The 24,494-nt window shown below is 66.9% G+C and carries 22 protein-coding genes (1 of these 22 cut by a window edge); 6 read left to right on the forward strand and 16 right to left on the reverse strand.

Going from position 1 to position 24,494, the window contains the following annotated elements:
* Positions 1 to 35 precede the first annotated feature (35 nt).
* From ACK4FK_RS06705 to ACK4FK_RS06715, 3 genes are all read right to left on the reverse strand, one after another.
* Positions 36 to 2,411, reverse strand: coding sequence for an adenosylcobalamin-dependent ribonucleoside-diphosphate reductase (locus tag ACK4FK_RS06705; RefSeq protein WP_409742887.1), 2,376 nt, complete (start codon positions 2,409 to 2,411; stop codon positions 36 to 38).
* A 413-nt stretch (positions 2,412 to 2,824) separates the two neighbouring features.
* Positions 2,825 to 3,451: an NADPH-dependent F420 reductase gene (locus ACK4FK_RS06710; protein ID WP_409742890.1), complete on the reverse strand. Its 627-nt coding sequence runs from the start codon at positions 3,449 to 3,451 to the stop codon at positions 2,825 to 2,827.
* A gap of 27 nt (positions 3,452 to 3,478) precedes the next feature.
* Positions 3,479 to 4,231 (reverse strand): SDR family oxidoreductase, encoded by a 753-nt coding sequence (locus ACK4FK_RS06715; RefSeq protein WP_409742893.1) that lies wholly within the window; start codon positions 4,229 to 4,231, stop codon positions 3,479 to 3,481.
* A 124-nt stretch (positions 4,232 to 4,355) separates the two neighbouring features.
* On the opposite strand from ACK4FK_RS06715, the gene ACK4FK_RS06720 reads away from it, so the two are divergent.
* Entirely contained in the window at positions 4,356 to 5,279 is a 924-nt protein-coding gene (locus tag ACK4FK_RS06720) for a LysR substrate-binding domain-containing protein (protein WP_409742895.1), read from the forward strand.
* Here the strand turns inward: ACK4FK_RS06720 and ACK4FK_RS06725 are convergent.
* Genes ACK4FK_RS06725 through ftsE form a run of 5 tightly spaced genes read right to left on the reverse strand, consistent with a single transcriptional unit; the run spans position 5,276 to position 8,852 of the window.
* Complete coding sequence (locus tag ACK4FK_RS06725) at positions 5,276 to 6,007, reverse strand: lysophospholipid acyltransferase family protein (protein ID WP_409742898.1); 732 nt, start codon at positions 6,005 to 6,007, stop codon at positions 5,276 to 5,278. The two genes, ACK4FK_RS06720 and ACK4FK_RS06725, sit on opposite strands and share 4 nt — an antisense overlap.
* Positions 6,004 to 6,729, reverse strand: coding sequence for a YdcF family protein (locus ACK4FK_RS06730; RefSeq protein ID WP_409742900.1), 726 nt, complete (start codon positions 6,727 to 6,729; stop codon positions 6,004 to 6,006). Before ACK4FK_RS06730 ends, ACK4FK_RS06725 begins: the two co-directional genes overlap by 4 nt.
* Positions 6,729 to 7,292, reverse strand: a complete 564-nt coding sequence (locus tag ACK4FK_RS06735) for a D-glycero-alpha-D-manno-heptose-1,7-bisphosphate 7-phosphatase (protein ID WP_409742903.1) — start codon at positions 7,290 to 7,292, stop codon at positions 6,729 to 6,731. The genes ACK4FK_RS06730 and ACK4FK_RS06735 overlap by 1 nt, the downstream gene beginning before the upstream one ends.
* Before the next feature lie 7 nt (positions 7,293 to 7,299).
* Positions 7,300 to 8,187: a cell division protein FtsX gene (locus ACK4FK_RS06740; RefSeq protein ID WP_409742906.1), complete on the reverse strand. Its 888-nt coding sequence runs from the start codon at positions 8,185 to 8,187 to the stop codon at positions 7,300 to 7,302.
* Positions 8,184 to 8,852: a cell division ATP-binding protein FtsE gene (gene ftsE, locus ACK4FK_RS06745; protein WP_409742909.1), complete on the reverse strand. Its 669-nt coding sequence runs from the start codon at positions 8,850 to 8,852 to the stop codon at positions 8,184 to 8,186. The genes ACK4FK_RS06740 and ftsE overlap by 4 nt, the downstream gene beginning before the upstream one ends.
* 130 nt (positions 8,853 to 8,982) lie before the next feature.
* On the opposite strand from ftsE, the gene ACK4FK_RS06750 reads away from it, so the two are divergent.
* Together ACK4FK_RS06750 and ACK4FK_RS06755 are read left to right on the forward strand one after the other, a co-directional pair.
* Positions 8,983 to 9,966 carry a zinc-ribbon domain-containing protein gene (locus ACK4FK_RS06750; RefSeq protein ID WP_409742912.1) on the forward strand — a complete coding sequence of 328 codons (984 nt, stop codon included), beginning with the start codon at positions 8,983 to 8,985 and terminating at the stop codon, positions 9,964 to 9,966.
* Between the two features lie 217 nt (positions 9,967 to 10,183).
* Positions 10,184 to 10,558 carry a response regulator gene (locus tag ACK4FK_RS06755; protein ID WP_409742915.1) on the forward strand — a complete coding sequence of 125 codons (375 nt, stop codon included), beginning with the start codon at positions 10,184 to 10,186 and terminating at the stop codon, positions 10,556 to 10,558.
* Between the two features lie 44 nt (positions 10,559 to 10,602).
* Here the strand turns inward: ACK4FK_RS06755 and ACK4FK_RS06760 are convergent, their stop codons facing one another.
* The 4 genes from ACK4FK_RS06760 to argH are packed head-to-tail and all read right to left on the reverse strand — an operon-like array spanning position 10,603 to position 16,075.
* Positions 10,603 to 13,200 carry a TIGR02302 family protein gene (locus tag ACK4FK_RS06760; RefSeq protein WP_409742918.1) on the reverse strand — a complete coding sequence of 866 codons (2,598 nt, stop codon included), beginning with the start codon at positions 13,198 to 13,200 and terminating at the stop codon, positions 10,603 to 10,605.
* Complete coding sequence (lysA, locus tag ACK4FK_RS06765) at positions 13,176 to 14,459, reverse strand: diaminopimelate decarboxylase (RefSeq protein WP_409743089.1); 1,284 nt, start codon at positions 14,457 to 14,459, stop codon at positions 13,176 to 13,178. The genes ACK4FK_RS06760 and lysA overlap by 25 nt, the downstream gene beginning before the upstream one ends.
* 16 nt (positions 14,460 to 14,475) lie before the next feature.
* Positions 14,476 to 14,628, reverse strand: a complete 153-nt coding sequence (locus ACK4FK_RS06770) for a hypothetical protein (protein WP_409742921.1) — start codon at positions 14,626 to 14,628, stop codon at positions 14,476 to 14,478.
* Positions 14,618 to 16,075 (reverse strand): argininosuccinate lyase, encoded by a 1,458-nt coding sequence (argH, locus tag ACK4FK_RS06775; protein ID WP_409742924.1) that lies wholly within the window; start codon positions 16,073 to 16,075, stop codon positions 14,618 to 14,620. Before argH ends, ACK4FK_RS06770 begins: the two co-directional genes overlap by 11 nt.
* Positions 16,076 to 16,088: 13 nt before the next feature.
* On the opposite strand from argH, the gene ACK4FK_RS06780 reads away from it, so the two are divergent.
* Positions 16,089 to 16,667, forward strand: a complete 579-nt coding sequence (locus ACK4FK_RS06780; protein ID WP_409742926.1) for a TlpA disulfide reductase family protein — start codon at positions 16,089 to 16,091, stop codon at positions 16,665 to 16,667.
* A gap of 65 nt (positions 16,668 to 16,732) precedes the next feature.
* On the opposite strand, the gene ACK4FK_RS06785 is transcribed toward ACK4FK_RS06780, so the two are convergent.
* The 3 genes from ACK4FK_RS06785 to ACK4FK_RS06795 are packed head-to-tail and all read right to left on the reverse strand — an operon-like array spanning position 16,733 to position 19,315.
* Positions 16,733 to 17,605, reverse strand: a complete 873-nt coding sequence (locus ACK4FK_RS06785; RefSeq protein ID WP_409742929.1) for a 3-hydroxybutyryl-CoA dehydrogenase — start codon at positions 17,603 to 17,605, stop codon at positions 16,733 to 16,735.
* Between the two features lie 22 nt (positions 17,606 to 17,627).
* Positions 17,628 to 18,563, reverse strand: coding sequence for an electron transfer flavoprotein subunit alpha/FixB family protein (locus tag ACK4FK_RS06790; RefSeq protein WP_409742932.1), 936 nt, complete (start codon positions 18,561 to 18,563; stop codon positions 17,628 to 17,630).
* A gap of 2 nt (positions 18,564 to 18,565) precedes the next feature.
* On the reverse strand, positions 18,566 to 19,315 hold the full coding sequence (locus ACK4FK_RS06795; protein WP_409742935.1) for an electron transfer flavoprotein subunit beta/FixA family protein: 750 nt from the start codon (positions 19,313 to 19,315) through the stop codon (positions 18,566 to 18,568).
* A gap of 621 nt (positions 19,316 to 19,936) precedes the next feature.
* On the opposite strand from ACK4FK_RS06795, the gene ACK4FK_RS06800 reads away from it, so the two are divergent.
* Positions 19,937 to 20,965, forward strand: coding sequence for a hypothetical protein (locus tag ACK4FK_RS06800; RefSeq protein ID WP_409742938.1), 1,029 nt, complete (start codon positions 19,937 to 19,939; stop codon positions 20,963 to 20,965).
* A 321-nt stretch (positions 20,966 to 21,286) separates the two neighbouring features.
* Positions 21,287 to 23,893 carry an ATP-dependent chaperone ClpB gene (gene clpB, locus ACK4FK_RS06805; RefSeq protein ID WP_409742941.1) on the forward strand — a complete coding sequence of 869 codons (2,607 nt, stop codon included), beginning with the start codon at positions 21,287 to 21,289 and terminating at the stop codon, positions 23,891 to 23,893.
* Positions 23,894 to 24,012: 119 nt separating this feature from the next.
* On the opposite strand, the gene ACK4FK_RS06810 is transcribed toward clpB, so the two are convergent.
* Positions 24,013 to 24,494, reverse strand: the 3' portion of a protein-coding gene (locus ACK4FK_RS06810) for a glutathione S-transferase family protein (RefSeq protein WP_409742944.1). Its footprint extends 127 nt past the window's final position; the window shows 482 of its 609 coding nt (coding positions 128-609); its start codon lies off the right edge, out of view; its stop codon occupies positions 24,013 to 24,015.

Raw genomic sequence — 24,494 nt, forward strand, 5'->3', positions numbered from 1 at the left:
AACGGCAACGCCTTACGCGCACGTAAAGCCCTGCCTTATCCGCACTTACTATAGCCGCAGGAGGTGCAGGTGTCGCAACCCTCGGCGCGGATCAGGCCGGGCTGGCCGCATTTCGGGCACTGGCGCAAACCGGACAGAGGCTTCGGCGTTTCTGCATTGGCGGCCAGCGCCAGCACGGCCTTTTCCTCGCGCTGCGCGTTGGGATCGGCCATGAAGCCGATCTCGATCAGGTGGCGCTCGATCACCTCGCCGATGGCCGCCAGCAGCGAGGGCACGTAGCGCCCGCCCATCCAGTGGCCGCCGCGCGGATCGAACACGGCCTTCAGCTCCTCCACCACGAAGCTGACATCGCCGCCGCGCCGGAACACCGCCGACATCATGCGGGTCAGCGCCACGGTCCAGGCGTAATGCTCGGTGTTCTTGGAGTTGATGAACACCTCGAAGGGGCGCACGCGGCCATCCTGGATGATGTCGTTCAGCGTGATGTACATCGCGTGTTCGGATTCCGGCCAGGTGATCTTGTAGGTGCGGCCGGGCAGGGCCTCGGGCCGGTCCAGCGGCTTGGTCATGTAGACGACGCCGCTGCCAGACAACGACTGCGCGGCGGGATCGCGCGAGCGCGTCGCCTCCACCGGGCGCAGTTCGGCCGGCCGCGCGGCAGGGGCCAGCGGCAGTTCGGCCTGCTGCGCGGTCTCGGCCGGTTTCTTCTTCTCGTCCTTCTTCACGGTCAGCACCGAGCCGGTGATGTCGTTCGGCCGATAGGTGGTGCAGCCCTTGCAGCCCTGCTCGTAGGCCATGGCATAGACGTCCTTGAAGGCATCGAAATCGATGTCTTCCGGCACGTTGATGGTCTTGGAGATCGAGCTGTCGATGTATTTCTGCACGGCGGCCTGCACGCGCACATGGTCGGCCGGGCTCAAATCCTGCGCCGTCACGAAGGCCTCGGTCAGCGGCGCGTTTTCGCCCCTGATCTGGCGATAGAGGCGATAGGCGTAATCGCTCACCTCTTCCTGCTGGCGGCTGCCATCGGGCAACAGCACGCTGCGCATATAGGTGAAGCTGAATACCGGCTCCAGCCCCGACGAGATGTTGTCGGCGAACAGCGAGATGGTGCCGGTCGGTGCGATCGAGGTCAGCAGCGCGTTGCGGATGCCATGCTGCGCGATCGCCGCGCGCACGTCCTCGTCCAGTTCAGCTATGCTCTCGCCGGCCAGGTAGGCGTCCCTGTCGAACAGCGGAAACGCGCCTTTTTCGCGGGCCAGTTCGACAGACGTGAGATAGGCCACGCGCTGCAGCCGCTTCATCCAGCTCTCGATCAGCCTGATCGAGGCGGCCGAGCCATAGCGCGCGCCCACCATGATCAGGGCGTCGGCCAGGCCGGTGATCCCCAGGCCGATGCGGCGCTTGGCCTGGGCCTCGTGCTGCTGCTGCTCCAGCGGGAAGCGCGAGACGTCGATGGTGTTGTCCATCATGCGCACGGCGCTGCGCACCAGCCGCTCCAGCGCCTCGATATCCAGTTCCGCCTCGGCCTCGAAGGGCTTTTTCACCAGCCGCGCCAGGTTGATCGAGCCCAGCAGGCAGGCGCCATAGGGCGGCAGGGGCTGTTCGCCGCAGGGATTGGTGGCGGCGATGGTCTCGCAGTAATGCAGGTTGTTGCGGCGGTTGATGCGGTCGATGAAGATCACGCCGGGCTCGGCGTAAGAGTAGGTCGCCCGCATGATCTTGTCCCACAATTCGCGGGCCTGCACGGTGCGATAGGCGGTGCCGTTGAATTTCAGTTCCCAGGGCAGGTTCTGCTTCACGGCCGCCATGAAGGCATCGGTCACCAGCACCGAAAGGTTGAACATGCGCAGGCGGCCCGGCTCGCGCTTGGCCTCGATGAAGGCCTCGATATCCGGATGGTCGCAGCGCAGGGTGGCCATCATGGCGCCGCGCCGGCTGCCAGCCGACATGATGGTGCGGCACATCGCGTCCCACACATCCATGAAACTGAGCGGGCCCGAGGCATCGGCGCCCACGCCCTTCACCGGCGCGCCGCGCGGCCGCAAAGTCGAAAAGTCATAGCCGATGCCGCCGCCCTGCTGCATCGTGAGGGCGGCTTCCTTCAGATGCTCGAAGATGCCGCCCATGTCGTCGGGGATCGTGCCCATGACGAAGCAGTTGAACAGGGTCACGTTGCGCCCGGTGCCCGCGCCGGCCACGATGCGGCCCGCCGGCAGGAACCGGAAATCCTCCAGCGCCGCATAGAAATCCTGCTCCCACTGCGCCGGATCCTTTTCGGCCACGGCCAGGGCCTTGGCGATGCGGCGCCAGGTGTCGGGGATGGCGAGGTCGAGCGGATTCCCGTCCGGTCCCTTGAACCGGTACTTCATGTCCCAGATTTGCTGCGAAATCGGCGCGATGGGCGACATACGGGAATCCTGAAAAAGAGACGAATGCAAACAGGCGGCGCGGAAGGCAAAAACCGCCCGCGGCCGCAGCCTTCTGACTCTATCGCCCAAGGGGGCAGAGTCCAGTGTAATGTTCTCTTAATGTTTCTACAGATTGATCAACCGGCCAGTGCGGCACAATATGTTGTGAAGCCTCGAGAATCCGGCTTATCCCCACGATCCGCAGGCAGGCGTTTTGAAGTTATCCCGGATTTTCCACAGGGGCGCCACACCCGTTCGTCATTCCCGCGAAAGCGGGAATCCCATTTTGCTGGATCGAGAATGAAAATGGGACCCCGGTTCTGCGCTGCGCTTCGGCCAGGGTGACGTCTCTTGTTGAGCGTCCTCGTTGTAACGTCATCCCGGGTTTGACCCGGGATCCCATTTCCGAAGCCTTACCCGAGCTTGAGCAGGTTCAGCCCCGGCAGCGGGCCGCCGGGAAACTGCTGCAGCCGGCCGCCGGCGGAAAGGCTGCCGAGATCGACGGGCGCGAAGCCCAGACGTTCGGCCAGCGCCGCCACCTCGGCCTTGGCTTGCACATCGTTGCCCGAGAGGAATACCACGCGGTTGCCGCCGGCTGTGCGCGGATCGGAGGCCAGCACGGCGGTGGGCAGCGTGTTGAAGGCTTTCACCAGCCGCGCGCCGGGCAGCATGTCGGCCACCACCTCGCTGGAGATGCGGCCGTTCAGCTCGGCCAGGCGGAAACCGGGCTGGATCACCGGGTTGTTGGCGTCGATCACAATGCGCCCGTTCCAGTCGGGCAGGCCGCTCAGGGCGGTTTCAAGCTGTGCCCAGTAGACCGAGACGAACACGATATCGGCCCGGGCTGCCTCCTGCACGCTGCCGGCGCGCACGGTCGGGCCCAGCGCCTTGGCCGTGTCGATCAGCGTCTCCGCGCCGCGGCTGTTGCTGATGATGGTGTCGATTTTCGCCGCCGCCAGCCGCGTGGCGAAGGCCTGGCCGATATTGCCGGCACCGATGATGCCGATTGTGCTGCTCGGCGTGATGTGGCTGCTGCTCATGTCGCGTGCTCCTTGCCTGAGGGGGATTTAAGCGGCGAAGCCGCCATCGACGCGCAGGTTGGCACCGGTGATGAAGCTGGAATCCGGCCCGGCGAGATAGGCCACGAAACCGGCGATCTCGGCCGGCGCGGCGTAACGCTGCAGGGCAGTCAGGCCGCGCACGGCGTCGGCGAAGGGGCCCGAGGCCGGGTTCATGTCGGTGTCGGTGGGGCCGGGCAGGATGTTGTTCACCGTGATGCCGCGCGGGCCAAGGTCGCGTGCCATCGCCTGGGTCATGCCGGCCAGCGCACCCTTGGTCAGCGCATAGACCGCGATGCCGGCATAGGGCACGTATTCGCTGTGGACGCTGCCCACGTTGATGATGCGGCCGCCGGCCTGCATGCGGCGCGCGGCTTCCTGCGCCGCCACGAAGGCGCCCTTTACGTTCACTGCCACCAGGCGGTCGAAATCCGCCAGCGGAATCTCGCCGGTCATGCCCTGCGCCGCCGCGCCGGCATTGTTCACCAGGATGTCGATGCGGCTCAGCGCCGCCACCGTCTGCGCCACGGCGGCCTGCACGGCTGCGGCATCGCCGGCATCGGCGCGGATCGCCAGTGCCCGGCCGCCGGATGCCGCGATCTCGTGGGCCAGGGCTTCGGCCTTGTCGGCCGAGGCGCTGTAGGTGAAGGCGACGGCGGCACCGTCGGCCGCCAGGCGTTTGACGATGGCGGCGCCGATGCTGCGCGAGCCGCCGGTGACGAGGGCGACCTTGTTGGCGAGGGGCTGGGTGAGGGTGGTCATGGCTTTGCTCCGTTGGATCATCGCGGGGGTTGCGATGGGGCAAAGCTAGGCCGGAAATTACTTCCGTATTAGCTGGTAATACGGTATTTTACTTTCAAGTATTAATTGAAAATAGCGCGATCCAATGGAAAGCCTCGTCAACCTGGAATCCTTCGTCAAAAGCGCCGAGCTGGCCGGTTTTTCTTCCGCCGCCCGCCGGCTCGGGCTGACGCCGGCGGCGGTCAGCCGCAATGTCGCCGCGCTGGAGGCCAATCTGGGCGTGCGGCTGTTTCAGCGCAGCACGCGGCGGCTCACACTCACCGAGGCGGGCGAGCGCTTCCTGCAATCGGTCGTCGGCGGGCTGGAGAGCATCCAGGCCGCCATCGCCGGCGTATCGGCCGATCATGCCACCCCCGCCGGGCTGTTGAAGGTCAGCCTCGCGCCCGGTTTCGGCATGGACTACATCCTGCCCATGCTGCCGGCCTTCCGCGCCCGCTATCCCCAGGTGAAGATCGACTGGCATTTCGAGAACCGTCATGTCGACCTTATCGCCGAAGGCTACGACGCCGCCATCGGCGGCGGTTTCGATCTCACGCCCGGCGTGGTGGCGCGCGAGTTGGCGCGGGCCCATGTCGTCGCCGTGGCCGCGCCCGCCTATATGAAAGGCCGCAAGCCGCCGAAACGGCCGGAAGACCTGGGCGGATTTGACTGCATCGGCATGCGTTCGCCGCAGACCGGCCGCGTCCGCAACTGGGCTTTGCGCGGCGGACGCGGGCGCGAGACCGCCCTGCCGCTCGATCCGCAGATCACGCTGAACGATCCCGATGCCATCTGCCGCGCTGCGCGCATGGGACTGGGCGTGGCGATGGTGGCGATGCCCAATGCACTGGCCGATCTCGAAGCTGGCCGGCTGCTGCGCCTGCTGCCTGGCTGGTATGCCGATCTGGGACCGATCTCGCTGTATTTCTCCAGCCGCAGCCAGATGCCGGGCAAGCTGCGCGCCTTTGTCGATTTCGTGACCGAACAGTTCCGCCGCCAGGACCTGACGAAACGCTTCTCGGCGATCTAGGCCTCCATCCCCGCCCGCGTCTCCGCTTCCAGCGCCGCCTGCGCGGTCTCGATGTCGCTCTCCAGCCGCGTCATGAATGTCTCGCGGTCCAGCCCCGCTGGGATCGCTGGCAAAAAGCGCATCACGATGGTGCCGGCCGGGCGCTTCAGGCCATGCTTGGGCCAGAAGAAGCCGGAATTGAGCGCCACCGGCACCACGGGGATCTTCAGGTCGCGATAGAGCGCCGCCACGCCGGGCTGGTAATCGTGCGCCTGGCCGGGCAGGGTGCGCGTGCCCTGCGGGAAGATGATCAGCTTGCGGCCCTCGGCCACCGCGTCGCGCGCGCTTTTCAGCATGCTTTTAAGCGCCTTGGCGCCGCCTGAGCGGTCGACGGCGATCATGCCCTGGATGCGGCACAGCGCGCCGTAGATCGGGATGCGCAGCAATTCCTGCTTCATCACGATGGCCGGGCCGCGAAACAGCGCCAGCACGATGGCGGTATCCCACAGCGACTGGTGCTTGGAGGCGATCAGCACCGCGCCCGGCGGCACGGTCTCCATGCCCTCGATGCGATAGGTGATGCCCGCGATCAGACGCAGCAGGAGATTGATGCTGTCGGACCAGAATTTGCCGATGGCGAAGATATGCTCCCGCCTGCCCAGTGCGAGCGGGATCAGGCTGTAGAACGCCACCAGCGTGCTCCAGCCCAGGAACAGGATCTGGAAGACCAGCCCGCGCAGCCAGCTCATTCGACAACTTTCTGTTCAGGCGCCTTGCGCGCAGTACTCTCGGCTACCGTTTCCTCCAGCCAGTCGTCCAGATGCGCGCGCAGCAGGGCGGCCGCGTATTTGCTGTATTCGCCCAGCAGGAACAGCGTCGCCGTGCGACGCTGCCACCAATCCTCCACCCGCATGGCATCCGAGCGCACCGGATGCGGCAGCACGGCGATGTCGTCCAGGCGCCGGCGGAATTCCGCCATGGCACGCGGCATGTGATAGTTCGCCGTCACCACGCGCAAGGATTTGTAGCCGCGCGCCCGCGCCCAGCTCGCCGCCTCCACGGCGTTGCCCGCCGTATCCTCGGCCTCGAAACCCAGATCCACGCAGCAGTCGAACAGCATCTGCAGGTCGATGCCGCTCCAGCTATTCGAGGCCTGGGCCGAATCCGGCATGGCCGGAATCGCCGCCTGCATCAGCGAGGCCTTTGTCGTGGTGGGCGCCACGCCCGAGACCAGCAGGCGCTCGGCCTTGCCCTCATGCAGCAGGCGCAGGGCCGAGCTTAAGCGCACCGCGCCGCCGGTCAGCACCACGATGGCATCGGTCTTCGCCTCGCTGTCGGGCGGGGTGAAGGTGTCCACGCGGTCCAGATAGGCCAGCGCGCCGCCCAGCCACAGCAGGGCCACGGCGCAGAGCGCGACGGCCCAGCGGAACAGGCGGGTGGAAAGCGGGGTATCGGAACTACGGCGGGCCATCAGGGTCGTGGTGTTTCGCTTTGTTCGTCCAGCAGGCGTGCCACCGCATCGGGCAGCGATTCGGCAATCGTCACCGGCAGCACGGCCTCTGGCAAGCCGGCGGCCTGGGTCTTTTTGCCCTTGCCGGTGCGCACCAGGATGCGGCGGCAGCCGGCGGCGGCGGCGGCCTGCAGGTCGGTGATCGCGTCGCCGATGAACACGGTTTCCTCCGGCGTGGCGCGGAACTGCCGCATCGCCTCGCGCAGCATGCCGGGGCCGGGCTTGCGCCGGTCGGTGACTGCCCAGGGCGGATCGGGGGCGAAGAAGATCGCGTCGATGCGGGCGCCGGCCGGCGCGATGCGGTCGCGCAGGTCGTCATGGATGCGGGCCAGCATCGCCTCGTCGATGATGCCCTTGCCCACGCAGGCCTGGTTGGTGCAGAGCGCCACCGGCCAGCCGCGCGCGTTCAGCCGCGCAATCGCCTCGCCCACGCCGGGCAGCAGGATCAGCTCGGCGGGCGACTTCACGTAATCGTCGGGATAATCCTGGTTCAGCACGCCGTCGCGGTCCAAGAGGATCAGCATTCTCGCCTCAGATCATGGCGCGCAGCGCGCCCAGAACGGTCAGCCGCGCGGTGAAGATGGCCAGCAGCAATGCCGCCAGCGGCAGCGCCAGCAACGCCAGCCAGTGCCACCAGGCCATGCCCATGCCGGGCAGCAGCCCCGCGCCCACGCCGCCGGCCAGGAACTGGATCGCCAGCAGGATGATGATCGCCAGCACCACGCCGCCCGCGCCGCCCTGTATCGCCTGGCGCGCCACATGGCGCTGGAACTGCTTGGCGATATAGCCGTCCTCGGCGCCGATCAGGTGCAGCAGCTCGATGGTGTCGCGCCGCGCGGCCAGGCCCGCCCGCGTGGCGAAGATCACCATCGCCGCCAGCGCCAGCCCCACCAGCAGCACGATGCCGCCCCCTAAGCTCTGCAGCAGGCGGCCCAACTGCACCAGGCGGTCGAGCCAGGGCTTGGGGTCGTCGATGCGCGCGCCCGGCACGGCATTCTGCAGCCGCGCGCTCAAGGCATCCACCGACAGGGCGGCATTGTCGGCGAGCGTCACGTCGATCAGGCCGGGCAGCGGCAGGTCGGCCTCCAGCGCGTCGCGGCCCAGCCAGGGTTGCAGCAGGGCCTCCACGGCGGCGCGCGGCAGGGCCTGCGCGCTCTGCACGCCCGGCACGCCGCGCAACACTGCGATGGCGGCGTCCACGCGCGGCTGCATCGGCTGGCCCGGCCGGTCGGCGATCTGCACGGTCAGCTTCGCCGACACGCCGCGCCGCCAGCCCTCGATGCTGCCGCCCAGCGCCAATGCGCCGGCCAGGCTGAGCGCAGCGAGAAACACCATCACCGCCAGCGCCCAGGGTAAAAAGCGCGTGCCGGAATCGGCTTCGAGCTGCAGGTCGGAGGTCGCGCGGCGCTTTTTCGTCATGCCGCGTTCCTCTCGATGGCAAGCTGCCCGCCGCGCAGGCGCATGACGGGAAACCGGAACTGCTGCAGCAGTTGCGTGTCGTGGGTGGCCAGCACCACCGCCGTGCCCAGCTTGTTGAGTTCAACGAACAGGTACATCAGCCGCTGCGCCATGTCGGCATCCACGTTGCCGGTGGGTTCGTCGGCCAGCAGCAGGCTGGGCCGCGCGATCACGGCACGCGCAATCGCCACGCGCTGCTTCTCGCCGCCCGACAGCGTGGCCGGCCGCGCCTCCAGCCGGTCGCCCAGCCCCACCCAGGTCAGCAATTCCGCCACATGGTCGCGCGTGCGTTTTTCGTCGGCGCCGGCGATGCGCAGCGGCAGAGCCACGTTGTCCAGCGCGGTCAGGTGGTCGAGCAGGCGGAAATCCTGGAACACCACCCCGATCCGCCGGCGCAGCATCGGCAGGGCAGCCCGGCTGGCGGTGGAGACATCCTGGCCAAACATGGTGATCAGGCCCCGGCTGGGGCGCTGGGCCAGGTAAAGCAGTTTCAGCAGCGAGGTCTTGCCCGCCCCGCTGGGGCCGGCCAGGAAATGGAACGAGCCGGCCGCCAATTCGAAGCTGACATCCCGCAATACCTCGGGTCCGGGGCCGTACCGCATGCCGACATTCTGGAAACGCACCAAGCCCGAATCTCCCAATGCCTTGCGCGCCAATATCTTGCGGGGAAGTAGCCTTGCTTCGGCAGCCCCGTCCGTCCTATAAGGGAAAGCATCCGGAAACGCAAAAGGGGCTGGCTTCAGGCAGTTCTCAGGCATGATCCTCACCTGCCCAAGCTGCGCCACGCGGTTTCACGTCGATCCCACGGACTTTGGCCCGGCACCGCGCAAAGTGCGGTGTTCGCGCTGCCGCGCGGTTTGGAACCAGGACCCGCTGCCCGAGCCCGAACCCGAGACTCCGCCGCCGCCCGCCCCGGCCCCCGGCAAGGCCGGGATGAAGGCCCCGGCCGCCCCGGAACCCCCGGCGCCGGACGATGACTGGGAACCGCCCCCGCCGCCCGGCGGCGCGCCGCCACCGCCCGAGCGGGTTGCCCGGCCCGAACCGCCGCCACCGCCAGTCCCGCCGCCCGCCGACCTGGCCCCCGATCTGGCCCCGCCGCCGCCGCGCATCAGCGGTTTCGACGAGGATGACGACGATCTGCTGCTGACCGACCGGCCGCCGCTGCATCCCCCGCTGGACGAGCCGTCCTCCGGCGAGGGCCTGGACGACGACCCCGACGAGGTGCTGAACCGCCGCCGCGCCCGCCTGGCCGAGGCGGGGGTGCAGCGTCCGCCCTCGAAACCGCGCAAGCAGCGGTCCTGGGCCTGGCTCGGCTGGCTGCTGCTGTTCGCCCTGCTTGGCGGCGCGGGCTATGGCGGCTATGCCAAGCGCGCCGAACTGATCGCCTTCTATCCGCCGCTCGCCAAGCTGTACCAGGCCGTTGGTCTGCCGGTGGAAACGGCGGAGTGGCTCGGGCTGGAACTGCACGGCCTGAAATCCGCCACCATCCTTGAAGGCGGCCAGACCCGAATCGCCGTCTCGGGCGACGTGGTGAATGTCGGCGACATCGAGCGGCCGCTGCCGGCCTTGCGTGTTGCCATGCGCGGAGCCGGCGGCCAGGAACTGGCCAGCTATACCCTGCAGCTCGAACAGAGCAGCATCGCCGCCGGCGAAAAGCTCAGCTTCGATGTGAAGCTGCCGGCGCCGCGCGAGGAAGTCACCGATCTCGAAGTGGCTTTCGCCAGCCATCCGCCCCAGTAAAGGCCTTCGCAGCAGCGGCCTTCGGCAGTCGCAGCCAGGCGCCGCCGCGGTTGTGCGTGCACGGCCTATTTGCGCGTTTCTGCTCGCCCCGAATCGGTGTTAGGGTTTGGCGTGGGCTGCGGCATCGGTATGCCGGGCCCAACCAAGCTGTTCCAGAACAGGGGGCTGCCCCGGGCGAGAAGCCGCCGCAAAGTCGGGCAGCCAGCGGCGAGGGACCATGGCGCGGATTTTGGTCGCCGAAGACGAAGTGGCCGTGCGCGAATTCATCCGGCGGGTGCTGGAGGCGCGCGGGCATGAAACCGTCGTTACGCCGGATGGCGCCGAAGCCCTGCGCCAGCTTAATCGCGCCAGCTTCGATCTGCTGCTGGCCGACATTGCCATGCCCAACATGGACGGTATCGAACTCGCGCTGAAGGCGGCGCGCGACTGGCCGCGGCTCACCATACTGCTGATGTCGGGCGTGGCGATGGAACGTCGGCGCGCCCACGGCATCGGCCAGTTCGCCAACGCCGTGCTGCGCAAGCCCTTCACCATGGTCGATCTGGTGCAGGCGGTGGAGGCCGCGCTGGAAGCCGACGTCGACGCGGATTAGGGACATCACACTCCGACCATGACGGCCGTGCGTGGGTGCGGACCTCAGAACCGCCGCAGCAGGCGTTCCAGGTAGTCCAGCTCCACCGGCGGGCGTTCGCGGTTGCCGGCGCGGCGCTGCAGCTCTTCCAGGATGCGGCGGGCGCGTTCCACCGGGGCCATGTCGGGCACGGCGGTGGCCTCGCCGGCATTCTCATAGCCGGTGGTGTTGCGGCCGAGCGGATCGCGCACCTGATTGCGCTGGTTCTGCCGCGAATCCGCCGAGGGCGCCTGGCCATCGGGGTTGCCGCGCTGGGCCTGCTGCATCTGGTTCAGGCCCTGGCGCAGCTGGTCCAGCGCGTCGGTCTGTCCCTGCATCGCCTCGCCCGGCTCGCCGCGGCGTAAGGATTCGCGCGCGTCCCGCATCGCGCGGTCGGCCCGGCCGAGCTGGTCGGGAATCGGCATGCCGCGTTCGCCCAGCCGGTTCATCATCTCGCCCAGGCGCCGGCGCAATTCCTCCTGCTGGCGCGCATCGGCCTCGTTCTCGCCGCCCGGCTGGCCCGGCTGTCCGGGCTGGTTGCCGCGGCCGTATTGCTGGCTGCGGCGGAAGCTGCGGTCCAGCAACTGCTGCTGCTGGCGCATCATGTCGCCGAATTCCTGCATCATCTGGCCCATCTGGCCCTGGCCGCGCTGGCCCCGCTGCCCGCGCTGGTTCTGGCGGCCCTCGGGCGCGATTGCCAGCCGGCCGTTCTTCATCGCCTCCAGCATGCGCTGCATCTGCTGCAGCATGTCGCGCGCCTGGTCTCGGTCGCCCATCCGCGCCATGTCCTGCGCCTGGTCCATCATGTCCTGCAGGTCCTCGCCGGACATGCCTTCCTCGTCCTCGCCCAATTCCTCGGGCTGCTCGCCGCGCGCCAGCCGCTCCAGCGCATCCTGCAGCATCTGCTCCAGCATGCGGTCCATCGCCTCGCGCAGTTCCTGCATCAGCCGCTGGATCTCTTCGTCATCGGCATTGCGGTCGATGGCATCCTGCAGCCGGTCCATCAGCGCCTGGAAGTCGCGCTCGTTCTGGCTGGTACGGCCCTCTTCGATATGCAGGGCGGTCTGCCACAGCAGGTCCTGCACGGCGGCTACCGATGCGGCGCTGCGGTTCATGCGCAGCCGTGCCGCCGCCATGCGCAGGCCCAGATGCGCGGTCACGTCGTCGCGATAGCGTTCCGGCGCCAGGCTCAGGCCGTTCAGCGCCGTCACCACGCGCTGCCATTGCCCGGGCTTCAGCGCCAGCTCGCGGCGCTGCTCGACGATGGCCTTGGCCACCGGATGCAGGAACCGCCGCGCCGGCAGCGTCGCGACCACTGCCTCGCTGCGGCCCGCCTGGCCCAGGGCGTCGGTTGCCACCAGCGTCATCGCCACCTGCAGCCCGGCCCAGGGATGGGCGGTGAAATCGAAATTCTGCGTGGCGTTCACCGCACCGGCGCCGGCCGGCGGCGCCGGCCAGTCCACGCTCTGCGTCTGCTCGGCGCCCTCGCGGCGCATCTCGATGCGCAGGCTCTGGATGCCGTAATCGTCCTCGCCCTCGAAGGCGATTTCCAGGTCCCCGCGCTTGCCCGGCTTGGGTTCGCCGGCAAAGGCCACCACGGGTGGCAGATCGGGCACCATGCGCAGCGGCCATTCGGCATAGATCTTGTCGCGCCGGTCCAGCACCAGCTTCGGATCGTTGCCCTGGGTCAGGTCCAGCGCCAGGTCGATCTCGCCGTTGCGCGCATCGATGGCATGCAGCGCCTGATCGGCATTGCCGAAGCGCAACCTGAAGCCGTCCGGCGGCGCGGCCAGCCGCAGTTTCAGCAGGCTGCCGGCCGGCACGGGAATGGCGGCGGCCGCATCGCTGCCGGCGCTGGCGGGCTGCTGCGCCGTCTGTACCGGCTTGCCGTCGCGGCTGAGGAACAGCGGCGGCTTGGCGGTATAGGCGGGCGGCGTGATCCAGGCATCCAGCATCAGTGCGGTGCCGGGCGGCAGCGCGCTGCCGGGATTGAGCGTGTCGGCAATGCGCTGGGCGCGATCCTCGCCCGGGCTGGCCCAGGCCACGATCAGCAGCAGGCCCAGCGCCACGCGCAGGCCCCAGGTATCGCGGCGCCACCAGCCGGCTTCCGGCGTGCCGACGCGCACGGCGGCCAGTTTCTCCAGCGCGCGGCGGCGATGCAGGGCCCACAGCGCCTGGGCGATGGGATCCTGCTGCTCGGCGGCCAGCCGGTCGGCGGCGGCTTCCAGCGGCCGATGCTCCAGCAGGTTCACGCGCTCCAGCCGGCGCATCGCGGCGGCGCGCTCGGGCCAGCGCAAGCGGCGCAGGTTATGCCACAGCGCGGCCAGGATGCCGCCGGCGAAACCGGCCAGCGCCAGCCAGTGCAGCCAGACCGGCAGGAAGCGCCAGACATCGAATCCGGCCAGGATCAGGAACACCGCCAGCAGGCCGGCGGCCGGCATCAGGGCGGGCCAGAAGTTTTCCCAGAACAGGGCGGCGCGGGCAAAGGCCAGCCGGCGTTCCAGTTCGGGAGACAGGCCCGAGGAGAAACCCGGCGGCAGGGCGGAATCCAGCGCGCGGCCGGAGACCCGGTCTCCGACCGGATCCGAATCCTCAGACCCTATCCCTGCGCCTCGCTGAACCATCCCGGCATCGTCTCCAAAGCCGTCATCTCATCGATGCTAGGGCGACGCCGTACGATGGCAAACCTGTCGCCATGGACCAGCACCTCGGGCGCCAGCGGGCGCGCGTTGTAGGTGGAGGCCATGGCGGAACTATACGCACCGGCTGACAGGATGGCGAGTAAATCCCCCGCGACCACGGGCGGCATCGGGCGCCCTTCGGCGAAGGTGTCGCCGGTCTCGCAGATCGGGCCCACGATATCCACTGGCGCCAGTTCCGCGCCGTTTTCCGGCTCTTTCACCGGCACGATGCGGTGAAAGGCCTCGTACATCGCCGGCCGGATCAGGTCGTTCATGCCGGAATCGAGGATCAGGAAGGTCTTTTCCTCTGCCTGTTTCACATATTCCACGCGGGTCAGCAGCAGGCCGGCATTGCCGACCAGGAACCGGCCCGGCTCCAGCGCCACGGCGCAGCCCAGCGGCAGGATATGCTTGCGCACCATGGCGGCGTAAAGCTGCGGATCGGGCGCCGTCTCGTCGTCGTAGCGGATGCCTAGGCCGCCGCCCAGGTCGACGCGGCGGATGTTGTGGCCGGCACCGCGCAACGCGGTCACCAGTTCGGCGAGGCGGATGAAGGTGGCTTCATAAGGCGCCAGATCGGTGAGCTGGCTGCCGATATGCACATGCACGCCCACCACCTCGATGCCCGGCAGGCTGGCGGCCAGGGCATAGACCTCCTGGGCGCGGCGATAGGAAATGCCGAACTTGTTTTCGGCCTTGCCGGTGGTGATCTTCTTGTGCGTCTTGGCATCCACGTCGGGATTGATGCGGATCGCCACCGGCGCCTTCACGCCCAGGCCGCTGGCGACCTCCGACAGCACCTGCAGTTCGGCTTCCGATTCCACGTTGAACTGCGCGATGCCGGTATTGCCGGCCTTCAGGCCCAGCATCATTTCCGCGCGCGTCTTGCCCACGCCGGCGAAGATGATCTTGCCCGGAGGGATGCCGGCCTTTATGGCCAGCTGCAATTCGCCGCCCGACACCACGTCGGCGCCGGCGCCCAGCGATCCGAAATGGCGCAGCACCGAAAGATTGGAATTGGCCTTCATCGCATAGGCGATCAGGCAGTCGATGCCGGCAAAGGCATCGGCCAGGCTGCGATACTGCTTGGTCAGCGCATCAGACGAATAGACATAGGCCGGCGTGCCGACGGCTTCGGCGATGGCATGGAGATTGACGCCTTCGGCATGCAGGACGCCGTCGCGATAGTCGAACCAGGGCAGACCGGTCATGAATAACTCAGTAATAGCGGATGGTGTTGCGGTTGGTACGGTCGATGGTCCCGGGCCGCTCGACGGCATCGGGCGGATAATCCGGCAGGTCCTTGCGGCCGCAGGCGGCAAGGCCGGAGACGGCCAGCAGAGCCAGCAGGAGAAGGGCTTTAACGCGCATCGCTTTTGCCTTTCTCTTTCGCGAGCAGCTTGCGCCAGCGCGCGACCTGCTTCGCCACATTGGCCGGCGCGGTGCCGCCATAGGAAACGCGACTCTTCACCGAATTCTGCACGCCCAGCACGGCGAAGATATCCTTGGTGATGCGCGGCTCCACGCCCTGCATCTCCTTCAGCGTCAGGGCCTCCAGCGGCTTGTTCTGCTGCTCGGCCAGTTTCACCAGGCTGCCGGCCACATGATGGGCCTGGCGGAACGGCATGTCGATCTTGCGCACGCACCAGTCGGCCAGATCGGTGGCGGTGGTGTAACCCTCGCCAGCGGCTTCCTGCATACGTAGCGCATTGGCCTTCAGGTCGGCGACCATGCCGGCGGTGGCGGCGATGCAGAGTTCCAGGCTGTCGACGGCGTCAAACGTCGGCTCCTTGTCCTCCTGCATGTCCTTGCCATAGGTCATCGGCAGGCCCTTCATGGTGATCAGCAGGGCGTTCAGGCTGCCGACGATACGCCCCACCTTGCCGCGCACCAGCTCGGCGGCATCGGGATTGCGCTTCTGCGGCATGATCGACGAGCCGGTGGTGAAGGCATCGCTGAGCGAGATAAAGCGGAACTGGGCAGACGTCCAGATCACGATCTCTTCCGCCAGCCGCGAGAGATGCACGGCGCAAATGGAAGCCGCGCTCAGGAATTCCAGCGCATAATCGCGATCGGCCACGGCATCCAGCGAATTGGCCATCGGCCGGTCGAAACCCAGTTCCTTCGCCGTGCTGGCCCGGTCGATGGGCAGGGACGTGCCGGCCAATGCTGCGGCGCCCAGCGGGCTTTCGTTCAGCCGCGCGCGCGCGTCTTTCAGGCGCGACCGGTCGCGGCCGATCATCTCCACATAGGCCATCAGATGGTGGCCGAAGGTCACCGGCTGGGCTGCTTGTAAATGAGTGAAGCCCGGCATCACCGTCGCTGCATACTCTTCCGCGCGGCGCAGCAGGGTCTTCTGCAGATCCAGCAGCCCGGCATCGATGCGGTCGATGGCATCGCGCACCCACAGCCGGAAATCGGTCGCCACCTGGTCGTTGCGCGAGCGTGCGGTGTGCAGCCGGCCGGCCGGCTTGCCGATCAGCTCGGCCAGCCGCGCCTCCACATGCATGTGGATGTCTTCCAGCCGCAGGTCGATCTTGAACTTGCCGGCCTCGATCTCACGCAGAATTGTCTGCAGGCCGGCCTGGATCTTTTTACCCTCGGCGGCCGAGATCAGGCCCTGGCGCACCAGCATGCGGCAATGCGCCATCGAGCCGCGGATATCCTGGCGATACAGCTTTTGGTCGAAGCGGATCGAGGCGTTGATCTCGGTCATGATCGCCGCCGGGCCGGCGGCAAAACGGCCGCCCCACATGCTGTTGGAGCCGCCTTGTTTAGGGCGGGCCTTCGGCTTATCTGATGCTTTGCGTGCGGACATGAAGGATCTGGTGATGGCGCTTGTGAAACGGGTTGTGGCGGTTGCCGCGCTGGCGGCGGGTTTGTCTCTCGGCCTGGGCCTGCCGGCCCGGGCCGCCGATCTCCCCCGCGACGGCGAGATGCGCAAACTTAGCCTCTCGGCCGAGCGGAAGCCAGTCGCGCAGCCCGAATTCAGCGACCCGGCCGACCGGCCCACCACCCTGGAGGCGAAGCGCGGCAAGGTCGTGCTGCTCAATCTGTGGGCTACCTGGTGCATTCCCTGCCGCGAGGAGATGCCGGCGCTGGATCGCCTGCAGGCCGCGCGCGGCGGCAAGGATTTCGAGGTCGTCGCCGTGGCGCAGGATCGCAGCGGCCGCGCCAAGGTGGAGAAGTTCCTGGCCGAGACCAAGGTGGTCCATCTCAAGCCCTATCTCGATGCCAGCATGAAATCGGGCCGCGCCTGGGGCGCCGTCGGCCTGCCCACTACCATCCTGATCGACGCCCAGGGCCGCGAGGTCGGCCGCCTGGTCGGCGAGGCGGCGTGGGATTCTCCCGATGCGCTGAAACTGATCGACGCGCTGATCGCCGAGAAGGTCAAGGCGGCGGGGAAATAAAAAAAGCCCGGCTGCGCAGCCGGGCTTTTTTGCGTTCGCGTGATCCGCCTCAGCGCACCATTCCCTTACCGCGTCGGCGTCGGATGTTCGCCGCGATAGTCGTAGAAGCCGCGGTTGGTCTTGCGGCCGAGCCAGCCGGCCTCGACGTATTTCACGAGAAGAGGACACGGGCGGTATTTGCTGTCGGCCAGGCCCTCGTAGAGCACCTGCATGATCGAGAGGCAGGTGTCGAGGCCGATGAAGTCCGCAAGCTGAAGCGGCCCCATCGGATGGTTGGCGCCCAGCCGCATCGCCGTGTCGATGGCTTCCACCGAGCCCACGCCCTCATAGAGGGTGTAGATCGCCTCGTTGATCATCGGCAGCAGGATGCGGTTGACGATGAAGGCGGGGAAGTCTTCCGAATTGGCCGGGGTCTTGCCCAGCTTCACGGTCAGCTCGCGCACCTGGCGGAAGGTTTCCTCATCGGTGGCGATGCCGCGGATCAGCTCGACCAGCTGCATCACCGGCACCGGGTTCATGAAATGCATGCCCATGAACTTTTCCGGCCGGTCGGTGGCCGAGGCCAGCCGGGTCACCGAGATCGACGAGGTGTTGGTGGCGAGCAGCGCGGATGGCTTCAGCACCGGGCAGAGATCGGCGAAGATCTTTTTCTTCACCGCCTCGTTCTCGGTGGCGGCCTCGACCACGAAATCGGTCTCGGCGAAGACGCGGATGTCGTTGGAGGTGCGGATGCGGGTCAGCGCCGCGGCCTTGTCGGCCTCGGCGATCTTGCCGCGGGCGACCTGCCGGTTCATGTTGCCGGTGATGGTCTCCAGCGCCTTGTTGAGCTGGGCCTCGTTGATGTCCTGCAGCACGACATCATAGCCGGCCAGGGCGCAGACATGGGCGATACCGTTGCCCATCTGGCCCGCGCCGATCACCCCAATCGTCTTGATCATGCGGTTCCCGGTCCTTCGCGGCTTACTTGGACAGCTCGGCTTCGAGCTCGGGCAGCAGCTTGAACAGGTCGCCGACCAGGCCGTAATCGGCGACCTGGAAGATCGGCGCCTCCTCGTCCTTGTTGATGGCGACGATCACCTTGCTGTCCTTCATGCCGGCCAGGTGCTGGATGGCGCCCGAGATGCCGACGGCGATGTAGAGCTGCGGCGCGACGATCTTGCCGGTCTGGCCGACCTGGTAGTCGTTCGGCACGAAGCCGGCATCCACCGCGGCGCGGCTGGCGCCGACGGCGGCGCCCAGCTTGTCGGCCACGGCCTCGATCAGCTTGAAATTCTCGCCCGAGCCCATGCCGCGACCGCCCGAGACGACGATCTTGGCCGAGGTCAGCTCCGGACGGTCCGACTTCTGCAGTTCCTGGCCGATGAATTTCGACAGGCCCGGATCGGCATCGGCGTCGGCCTTCTCGATGGCGGCAGAACCGCCCTCGGCGCTGGCGGCCTGGAAGCCGGTGGCGCGCACGGTGATCACCTTGATGGCGTCCGAGGACTGCACGGTGGCCATGGCGTTGCCGGCATAGATCGGACGGACAAACGTATCCGCCGACTTCACTTCGACGATGCCCGAGATCTGCATCACGTCGAGCAATGCTGCGACGCGCGGCATCACGTTCTTGCCCGAGGTGGTCTCGGGCGCCAGGATGGCGGCATAGCCCTTGCCCAGCTTGGCCACCAGCGGCGCCATCGCCTCGGCCAGGCCGTGGGCGTAATGCGCGGCCTCGACCTGGATCACCTTGGCCACGCCCGCGATCTTGGCAGCAGCTGCTGCTGCCGCGCCGCAATTCTCGCCGGCCACCAGCACGTGCACGTCGCCGTCAATCTTGGTCGCGGCGGTGACGGTGTTCAGGGTCGGCGCCTTGATCGAGGCGTTGTCGTGTTCAGCGATAACCAGAACGCTCATCTTTAGATCACTCCCGCTTCGGTCTTCAGCTTTTGCACCAGGGTCGCCACGTCGGGCACCTTGATGCCGGCCGAACGCTTCGGCGGCTCCTCGACCGACAGGGTCTTCAGCCGCGGCGCGATATCCACGCCGAAATCCTCCGGCGTCTTCTCGTCGATCGGCTTCTTCTTCGCCTTCATGATGTTGGGCAGGCTGGCATAACGCGGCTCGTTCAGGCGCAGGTCGGTGGTCACCACCGCCGGCAGCTTGATTTCCACCGTCTCCAGGCCGCCGTCGACTTCGCGCACCACGGTGGCCTTGCCGTCGGCAAGCGCCACCTTGTTGGCAAACGTGCCCTGCGGCCAGTTCATCAGGGCGGCCAGCATCTGGCCGGTCTGGTTGCTGTCGTCGTCGATGGCCTGCTTGCCGACAATCACCAGCTGCGGCTGCTCGGCCTCGGCGATCTTGGCCAGCAGCTTGGCCACGGCCAGCGGCTGCACTTCCGCGTCGGTCTTCACCAGGATGCCGCGGTCGGCGCCCATGGCCAGCGCGGTGCGCAGGGTTTCCTGCGCCTGGGCCGGGCCGATCGAGACGGCGATCACTTCGGTGGCGGTGCCGGCTTCCTTCATCCGCACGGCTTCCTCGACGGCGATTTCGTCGAAGGGGTTCATCGACATCTTCACGTTGGCGAGGTCGACGCCCGTCTTGTCCGCCTTGACGCGGATCTTGACGTTGTAGTCCACCACGCGCTTGACCGCGACCAGAACCTTCATGGACATCCAATCCTGATTTATTGAGCGAATAAGCGGCGATACGGATACGGCGCCGGGAAAGACCCAGAAAGACGTGGGCGCGCGCATGCGTTTTTCGCGCTGCACACTATAACCCGCCCGGGGGGCTGTCAACGAACCGCAATGCGTGGTTTCCGCTCCGTCAGGCATGACTCAAGTCATTGCGACGTTGCGTAAATTCGCGCTTTGCGCGCAGCCGGTTTGCATCGGGCCCGACCGTTCCGAACACTTCGGCGCCAGTGGGCGAAAGCGCGCCCATGCAGCAGTTTCGATGCGTCGAATGACTGCGGCACCGTAGGTGTGCCAGTCGATGCAGCGGAAATGCTGCAGGCGCCGTCTCAGGTCGCCATGTTCGGGTGCCGTCTGCGGATCGAAATCAAACCGCGCGCTTGGCCACGCTCTGGATCGACAGGCTCGGCCATCTTCTTCTGGTCAGGTTCTTCCGGTCTGGCGGCGCAGACGGCACCCCGCCGTCGATCTCTTCAGGCTCGATCCCAGCCGTATCCATCCTGGCGCTCCATTGCGGCTCTGCCGGCCGGCTGTGGAATGTCCGCAGGCATGCCGAAACAGCCCAATCCGTGGCATTGACATTTATTCCTATTAATGTACATTATATGTTCTATAAGCTGTCGTCAACAGGAGGCCGTCATGGCCCGCGAGTCATATGATCCGTTCAAGGATGAAACCATCCATCACAGGAAGCCGCGCAAAAAGCCGGTGACGGTGGACTGGAAGCTGGCGGCCAGGCGGGTGGCCGAGGGGGCCGCGCTTGCCGCCGTCGCCGCCGAACTGGGCATCACGGAAGAGCATTTCTGGCGCCACCTGCGCCGCAGCCTGCGATTCCGCTTTCTGTTGGAGCAGGCGGTCGAGCGCCGGGCCGGCCTGATCGCCCTGCAATCCCGCGTCGCCCTGCCCGCAGCCGTGTTGGACCGCTGCCTGCAGGCTGAAAGCCTGGATGGCAGCCTGCTCTCCGCGCTGGTGAGCGATACCCAGGCCGGGCGGGCATCCGGCGGCCCCGCCGGGGATTCATCCGGCCTGATCGACCTTCTGGCCGAAACGGGGCGCCGCCCGCCCAACATGGCTTTCCGTCGGCGCATCGCCGCCGAGCGGCGGCAGATGGACGCCGCCGTCGCCGTCATCAAGGCCCAGGCCGGCTTCTTGCGGCCCGCGACCGCCGCCGACCCCGCGCGGACTGCAGCGAACCCCAACGAGCCGGAGCGGACCCAAACGAACCTCAACGAACCGGAGCGGACCCAAACGAACCTCAACGAACCGGAGCGGACCCAAACGGACCTCAACGAACCCGAGCGGTCCGAAACGAACCCCAACGGACCGGAACGGTCCGAAACGAACTGCCGCGAACCGGAGCGCTCACAAACGGCGCGGACCCAGACGATGCGCGATGATGCAAAACAAGCCACACCGGATCGCGTCCGCCCGGCACCCGCGCCCTACGATCCCTGGCCCGGCCGCCCGCCGCGCCATCTGGTGCCGAAGCCGCCAGAACCGCGCAGCCGCGCCGCCCTCTATGGCACCATCGTCGACCTCGAGGGCCCGGATCTTGCCCGCATCCGCGCCATGGGCGGCTTCGATCCGCCCGAGCCGGATGCAGACGGGCCGGCCGATGGGTGAGGGCTTGAATGTATTTTCATCATGGCCGGGCTCGCTCTCTCTTATGCGTCATGGCCGGACTTGTTCCGGCCATCCACGTCTTTCTAATGAATTCGTGGATGCCCGGCACAAGGCCGGGCATGACGAAGGAGCATGACGGGAAGAGAGTGCGGCCCGGTCCTTCCGTGTCTCCCTTGAGAAAGATCAACGCGAAAAACCGCGAAAGGGGCTCTTGTACGGAAGCGGGCGCTTCCCACATCAGATCACGAGAGAGGGGCCCGACAGGAACCTGCCGCTGAAGCGGGGGTTGCGACCAGGGGCTGCCAGCAAGGAGCTCAAGACATGGATTTCGAGAAGTATACCGAACGCAGCCGCGGTTTCCTGCAGGCGGCGCAGAATATGGCCCTGGCCCGTGGGCATCAGCGCTTTTCCCCTGAACATCTGCTCAAAGTCCTGATCGACGACCCCGAAGGCATGGCGGCGGGCCTGATCCGCGCCGCCGGCGGGCAGCCTGAAGTCGTGAAGGCGAAGAACGAAGACGCGCTGGGCAAGATTCCTAAGGTGGAAGGTGCCGGCGCCGGCCAGCTTTATCTGGCGCCCGAGATGGCGCGCCTGTTCGAGACGGCCGACAAGCTGCGCGAGAAGGCCGGCGACAGTTTCGTGGCGGCCGAACGCCTGCTGCAGGCGCTGGCGATGAATGCCGGCAACCCGGCCGCCGATGCGATCAAGGCCGGCAATGTTTCCCCCCAGGCTCTGGAGAAAGCCATTCAGGACATGCGTAAAGGCAAAAAGGCCGACAGCGCCTCGGCCGAGCAGGCCTATGACGCGCTAAAGAAATATGCCCGCGACCTCACCGAGGCCGCCGAAACCGGCAAGCTCGATCCTGTGATCGGCCGCGACGAGGAAATCCGCCGCACCATCCAGGTGCTGTCGCGCCGCACCAAGAACAACCCGGTGCTGATCGGCGAACCCGGCGTCGGCAAGACCGCCATCGTCGAGGGCCTGGCGCTGCGCATTGCCAAGGGCGACGTACCGGAAAGCCTGAAGGACAAGCGCCTGATGGCGCTGGATCTCGGCGCCATGATCGCCGGCGCGAAATTCCGCGGCGAATTCGAGGAGCGGCTGAAGGCCGTGCTGGCCGAGGTCACCTCGGCGGAAGGCCAGATCGTGCTGTTCATCGACGAACTCCACACACTGGTCGGCGCGGGCAAGGCCGATGGCGCCATGGATGCCTCCAATCTGCTCAAGCCCGCGCTGGCGCGCGGCGAGCTGCATTGCGTCGGCGCCACCACGCTGGATGAATACCGCAAGTATATCGAGAAGGATGCCGCACTGGCGCGGCGCTTCCAGTCGGTCTTCGTGGGCGAGCCCACGGTGGAAGACACCATCTCGATCCTGCGCGGCCTGAAGGAGAAGTATGAGGTGCATCATGGCGTGCGCATCACCGACGGCGCCATCGTGGCCGCCGCCACGCTCTCCAACCGCTACATCACCGACCGCTTCCTGCCGGATAAAGCCATCGACCTGGTGGACGAGGCCGCCTCGCGCCTGCGCATGGAAGTGGACAGCAAGCCCGAGGCGCTGGACGAACTCGACCGCCGCATCATGCAGCTCAAGATCGAGCGCGAAGCCCTGAAGAAGGAGACCGATCCTGCCTCCAAGGATCGCCTGGGCAAGCTTGAGAAGGAGCTGGCCGATATCGAGGAAGAATCGGCCCGCCTGACGGCCGCCTGGCAGGGCGAGAAGGACAAGCTGGGCGATGCCAAGAAACTGAAGGAACAGCTCGATCAGGCCCGCCTCGATCTCGACCAGGCCAAGGCCAAGGCCGACTGGAACCGCGCCTCCGAGCTGTCCTACGGCGTGATCCCCGACCTGGAACGCAAGCTGCAGGAAGCCGAGAAGGGCGGTGCGAAGGGTGAGAAATCCATCGTGCGCGAGTCGGTCACCGAAAGCGACATCGCCGGCGTGGTCTCGCGCTGGACCGGCATCCCGGTCGACAAGATGCTCTCGGGCGAACGCGAAAAGCTGCTCACCATGGAAAAGAAGCTGGCGACCCGCGTGGTCGGCCAGGACGATGCCCTGGTGGCGGTGGCCAATGCGGTGCGCCGCGCGCGTGCCGGCCTGCAGGACCCCAACCGCCCGATCGGCAGTTTCCTGTTCCTCGGCCCCACCGGCGTCGGCAAGACCGAGCTGACCAAGGCTTTGGCCGAATTCCTGTTCGACGATGACAGCGCCATGGTGCGCATGGACATGTCGGAATACATGGAAAAGCACTCGGTCAGCCGCCTGATCGGCGCGCCTCCGGGTTACGTGGGCTATGACGAGGGCGGCGCGTTGACGGAAGCCGTGCGCCGGCGTCCCTATCAGGTGATCCTGTTCGACGAGGTCGAGAAGGCGCATCCGGACGTGTTCAACGTCCTGCTCCAGGTGCTCGACGACGGCCGGCTTACCGATGGCCAGGGCCGCACGGTGGACTTCAAGAACACCGTGATCATCCTCACCTCGAACCTGGGCAGCGAATATCTCGCCCGGGCGGAAGGCGAGCAGATCGACGAGGCCACGCGGCATCAGGTGATGGAAGTGGTTCGTGCCAGCTTCCGGCCGGAATTCCTCAACCGCCTGGATGAAGTGATCCTGTTCCGCCGCTTAAGCCGCGAGAACATGACCGGTATCGTGGATATCCAGCTCATGCGCCTGCGCAAGCTGCTGGCCGACCGCAAGATCGAGCTCAAGCTGGACGACGCCGCGAAGAAGTGGCTCGCCGATGCCGGCTACGATCCGGTCTATGGCGCGCGGCCCTTGAAGCGCGTGATCCAGCGCGCGCTGCAGAACCCACTCGCCAGCCAGATCCTGGAAGGCGCCATCCCCGACGGCGCCACGGTGAGCGTGAGTGCCGGCGCCAGCGGCCTCACCATCCAGGGCCGCGCGGTGGACATGGCGGCGGAATAGCGGGCGGCGGTCAGTTAAACAAACAGTGTCATGGCCGGGCTTGTCCCGGCCATCCACGAGTTGTTTTAAAAGGAAGACATGGATGCCCGGGCCAAGCCCGGGCATGACGAGAAAAGAACTCAATCCCCCGGCAGCATCTTGATATGGCCGGGCTGGCTGGCCACCCGGTCGAGCCAGGCGCGCAGGGCCGGATAGGGCTTAAGGTCCAGGTCGGCTTCATCGGCGCGGTGGGTGTAGGCGTAGAGCGCGATGTCGGCGATGGTGTAGCGGTTGCCGACGAAGAAATCGTATTTGGCCAGATGCGTGTCCATCACGCTCAGCGCGTCGCGGCCGCGTTTCAGGCGGTCGGGCATCTCACTCATGCGCGGATGCTGGCGGCCCAGATGGCGCAGGATGTAGCGCGGCGTGGCCACATAGGGCTCGTGGCTGTATTGCTCGAAGAACAGCCATTGCAGCACCTGCGCCTTGGCTAAGCGCTCCGACGGCCAGTAGGGCGTGCCGTCGGCCAGGTAGCACAGGATCGCGTTGCTTTCGGCCAGCACGGTTCCGTCATCCAGTTCCAGCGCCGGGATGCGGCCATTGGGGTTCTTGGCGAGGAATT

This window comes from Ferrovibrio sp., from assembly GCF_046297895.1.
Classification (GTDB): domain Bacteria; phylum Pseudomonadota; class Alphaproteobacteria; order Ferrovibrionales; family Ferrovibrionaceae; genus Ferrovibrio.

Coding starts and splice junctions, on each gene's coding strand:
- ACK4FK_RS06705 (WP_409742887.1), bottom strand. CDS start 2,411: ATGTCGCCCATCGCGCCGATTTCGCAGCAAATCTGGGACATGAAGTAC.
- ACK4FK_RS06710 (WP_409742890.1), bottom strand. CDS start 3,451: ATGAGCAGCAGCCACATCACGCCGAGCAGCACAATCGGCATCATCGGT.
- ACK4FK_RS06715 (WP_409742893.1), bottom strand. CDS start 4,231: ATGACCACCCTCACCCAGCCCCTCGCCAACAAGGTCGCCCTCGTCACC.
- ACK4FK_RS06720 (WP_409742895.1), top strand. CDS start 4,356: ATGGAAAGCCTCGTCAACCTGGAATCCTTCGTCAAAAGCGCCGAGCTG.
- ACK4FK_RS06725 (WP_409742898.1), bottom strand. CDS start 6,007: ATGAGCTGGCTGCGCGGGCTGGTCTTCCAGATCCTGTTCCTGGGCTGG.
- ACK4FK_RS06730 (WP_409742900.1), bottom strand. CDS start 6,729: ATGGCCCGCCGTAGTTCCGATACCCCGCTTTCCACCCGCCTGTTCCGC.
- ACK4FK_RS06735 (WP_409742903.1), bottom strand. CDS start 7,292: ATGCTGATCCTCTTGGACCGCGACGGCGTGCTGAACCAGGATTATCCC.
- ACK4FK_RS06740 (WP_409742906.1), bottom strand. CDS start 8,187: ATGACGAAAAAGCGCCGCGCGACCTCCGACCTGCAGCTCGAAGCCGAT.
- ACK4FK_RS06750 (WP_409742912.1), top strand. CDS start 8,983: ATGATCCTCACCTGCCCAAGCTGCGCCACGCGGTTTCACGTCGATCCC.
- ACK4FK_RS06755 (WP_409742915.1), top strand. CDS start 10,184: ATGGCGCGGATTTTGGTCGCCGAAGACGAAGTGGCCGTGCGCGAATTC.
- ACK4FK_RS06760 (WP_409742918.1), bottom strand. CDS start 13,200: ATGGTTCAGCGAGGCGCAGGGATAGGGTCTGAGGATTCGGATCCGGTC.
- ACK4FK_RS06770 (WP_409742921.1), bottom strand. CDS start 14,628: ATGCGCGTTAAAGCCCTTCTCCTGCTGGCTCTGCTGGCCGTCTCCGGC.
- argH (WP_409742924.1), bottom strand. CDS start 16,075: ATGTCCGCACGCAAAGCATCAGATAAGCCGAAGGCCCGCCCTAAACAA.
- ACK4FK_RS06780 (WP_409742926.1), top strand. CDS start 16,089: ATGGCGCTTGTGAAACGGGTTGTGGCGGTTGCCGCGCTGGCGGCGGGT.
- ACK4FK_RS06785 (WP_409742929.1), bottom strand. CDS start 17,605: ATGATCAAGACGATTGGGGTGATCGGCGCGGGCCAGATGGGCAACGGT.
- ACK4FK_RS06790 (WP_409742932.1), bottom strand. CDS start 18,563: ATGAGCGTTCTGGTTATCGCTGAACACGACAACGCCTCGATCAAGGCG.
- ACK4FK_RS06795 (WP_409742935.1), bottom strand. CDS start 19,315: ATGAAGGTTCTGGTCGCGGTCAAGCGCGTGGTGGACTACAACGTCAAG.
- ACK4FK_RS06800 (WP_409742938.1), top strand. CDS start 19,937: ATGTACATTATATGTTCTATAAGCTGTCGTCAACAGGAGGCCGTCATG.
- clpB (WP_409742941.1), top strand. CDS start 21,287: ATGGATTTCGAGAAGTATACCGAACGCAGCCGCGGTTTCCTGCAGGCG.